General features: G+C 61.2%; 2 protein-coding genes and 1 pseudogene. All 3 read right to left on the bottom strand.

Features of this window, described 5'->3' with window-relative positions:
* Positions 1-227: pseudogene (locus tag AC5RWT_RS36050) on the bottom strand (3-oxoacyl-ACP synthase III); the annotation flags it as partial.
* Positions 228-406: 179 nt separating this feature from the next.
* Entirely contained in the window at positions 407-1,810 is a 1,404-nt protein-coding gene (locus AC5RWT_RS36045; RefSeq protein ID WP_494084411.1) for a hypothetical protein, read from the bottom strand.
* Between the two features lie 95 nt (positions 1,811-1,905).
* Positions 1,906-2,916, bottom strand: coding sequence for a glycosyltransferase (locus tag AC5RWT_RS36040; protein ID WP_494084410.1), 1,011 nt, complete (start codon positions 2,914-2,916; stop codon positions 1,906-1,908).
* Positions 2,917-3,199: the final 283 nt, after the last annotated feature.

Genomic DNA, 3,199 nt, shown 5'->3' with positions numbered 1-3,199 from the left:
GCACCGGCTTCGATGGCGGCGTCGTCGAATGACGAACCAGGCGACCACCAGCGGCGTTCCGTGACGCCGGCAACACGTTCCAGCAGCTTCCGGGAGAGTTTCAGCCGCTTCAGGCTGGGGGCCAACCGGTCGTCGAACTCGGCGGAACTGACAGCTACCGGTGCCTCCACGCTCGAGACGGCCAGCAGTGCCGTGTTGTCATGTCGAAACGTCGCGTTACCGATCAATATCCAGCCTTTATTCGTCTTCGGGAACGGTCACCTGTACGCGGAGAATCCCCCATTGGTACCCGAACTCTTAACTATGCACCCCGAACCACCGTTCCGCACATGCAGAAATTGGCATGGGTGTGTGGTCATTGTCTCTCAGACTGCCCCTCGCGGCGCCTGGGAGCGCCCTCATGACGTTACCCGGTGACCCCAAAGCGTGATTTCAGAGACCGCCCGGATCCGCTTGTATTTGCGATGGAAGCGTCCGGGAATTCCCTCTTCACACGGTGGTCAGCCACAAAGAGCACTCCGGCAAGTGTGCAGGCAACAGCAGGCCAATAGCTGTAGCGGTAGTCGGCGGCCGGGACAATCGGGAAGTATCCCACGAGGTAGAGAAACGCCGACCAGCCCAGAGCCGCGATCTGCGGGCGCAGAATCCTTGCCCTGGGGAGTAACAGAATGAGGATCACGGCGGCAGCAAGCCAAAACCAGGCTTTGAAAAGCCAGGAAAAAGTCTTCAGCCCGAACTCAACGACGTAGTCATAAAGGATGTTGTCCGCCTTGGACGGCTCCACACGGTACTCGGAAGGGACAACCTTTGAGCCAGTACCGACGAATTCCAGCTTGCTCGTGAAAAGGAACCGGGCGTACGTCTCAGCCCGGTAGTACAGGTACCGGGCAGGATGCGTCACGACTTCATCAAGCCACAGATCCCGGACCTCAGACTGGTAAGCGATCGGTTCGAAGGACTTGCCGGTGGCTCCGCGGCCGTAGCACTTCCAGTACGCGTCCCAGATCGCGTCTTTAGCCTGGCATATTGCGCGGGCTTGAAGCAGTTTGTTTTCCAACTCCCGGGGGATATTCGCGTCCCTGATGTCGTGCGCCGGCACCGTGAAAATGATGTCGTCCAGGAAGACCTGGGAAAGCTGGCCTGTGGCTTTGGGCTGGAATACGGCGTTGACCGCTGCGCTCGCGCCCAGCAAAAGCACCAAAAACGTCATGGCGGCAATGGCATAGCCTCCCACAAAGCGTTTCCGGTTGGCCGTGAGGCGTCGGTGTTGCTTCGGGGACCCGTTTCGCCAGGCCCGGTAGAGGAGGAAGACAAGGGGGAGGATGGCAAAGAACGCATTTTTTCGGACCATCGCCCCGTACAGCAGGAACAACAGCGACAGGGCGAGCAGCGGATAGCGGAATGTCGGGAGGCGCTCGGCGAGCAGTATGAGGATGGTGCCGGCAAAGAACGCGATCATCATGAGCACGTCTTTCCACATCACGCCTAAGAACGTGATGGTGAAGGGCAGCAACGGAATCGCGAGTGCGAGCGAGGAGACGAGCCGGCTGCGGGTGAGGTCGTGAAGATAGATGGCCAGCAGCAGCGCGGCAATGAACGTCACCCCGATCTGTACCAGAACCAGGGAGCTGATCTCGCCGGTCAGCTTGTACAAGCCGGCCCAACTGACCGTCATGATGGCAGGGTGCCAGTCGTCCAGCGGAATCTCCCCGAGGACCTGCTTGAGTTGATGGGCAGAATCATTCGTCATGCGCCCGGGTCGGTTCGCTTCCCACAGGAAGGCAGTGGCCAGAAAAGCAACGACGCCCAAAACTGACAGCCACCAGTAGTCCGGTGCTGCCCACCCGGTGCGTACACCCTGCGGGCTGCCGGCGGTGCCGCGCGCCGGGCGGGCGGACGAACCGGTCACTTGTTCGTCCCGTCGAGGCGCACCTGCGTCGGGTCCACCGGCATCACATTTCCATCCTGCGCATGCTGCGGCGGGTCCAGGCGCAGATAGGCCAGGCGGGCGGCCTCACGCCGTCCCCGCTTCAAACCGTCGAGGATCACCCCGATGCAAGCCACCAGAACCGCCAGTCCCATGAAAGCAGCGGCCAGGATAGCCGTCGGGAAGCGGGGCACCAGGCCGGTCTCAAAGAACTCGACGACGACGGGCACCCCCAATCCAAGCGAAACCAGTGCCAGCGCTGCGCCGATGAGGCCGTGGAAGAGTGCCGGCCGTTCATGGCGGACGAGTTGGAAGATGAGCGACAGGATTTTGAAGCCATCCGAAAAGGTATTGAGCTTGCTGACGCTTCCCTCGGGCCGGTCGCGGAATCCGACGTCAACCTCGGTCTGCGGCAGGCGCAGGGATGTCACGTGCACCGTGAATTCGGTCTCGATCTCGAATTCCTTGGACACCGCCGGGAACGACTTGACGAAGCGGCGGGAAAACACCCGATACCCGGACAACATGTCCGAAACATGGGATCGGAAGAGAAGGCTGACAACGCGGTTGAAGATCCGGTTCCCCATCTCGTGCCCCGGTCGGTACGACCCGGTTTCAACCGTGTCGTCACGAACACCGAGCACATGGTCGTAGGGGCCGCCCAACAGGGCTTCGATCATGCGGGGAAGGTCCGCTGCCTCGTACGTGTCGTCGCCGTCGATCGTGACATAGATATCGGCGTCGATATCGGCAAACGCCCGCCGGATAACGTTGCCCTTGCCCTTATGCGTCTCGTTCCGCACGATGGCGCCCGCCGTGCGCGCCAGTTCGGCGGTGCGGTCGGAACTGTTGTTGTCGTAGACATAGACCGTTATCCCCGGGACAGCGAGCCTCAGGTCCCGGACGACGGTGGCAATTGTCCGTTCTTCGTTGTGGCACGGAACAATGGCGGCAATACGCTGCCCCCGGAAACCAGTTGGATCTGACACGGGTGAAGCACTCCTATCCGGACGTGGTCTGGCCTTCAGGGTAGTTCTGCGTGGCCACGTCGCCAATGTACGTGCGGGACTGGATGAGAAGGCCTCCACACGCCGCTCTCACGCGCGCAGGCTTCCGGACAGGCCCGTCCTGCCCGTGATTTCGGGGCGGGCACGGTAGATTGATGCAAGGAAAACGTCCGCCGCGGGAGACACAACGTGCATCTTAAATCTCTGACTGTGCGGGGCTTTAAGTCTTTTGCGTCGGCGACGACCTTCGACTTCGAGCCCGGCG

The organism is Arthrobacter sp. Dra40 (assembly GCF_059091905.1).
This window is presented reverse-complemented; position numbering and strand designations above follow the sequence as displayed.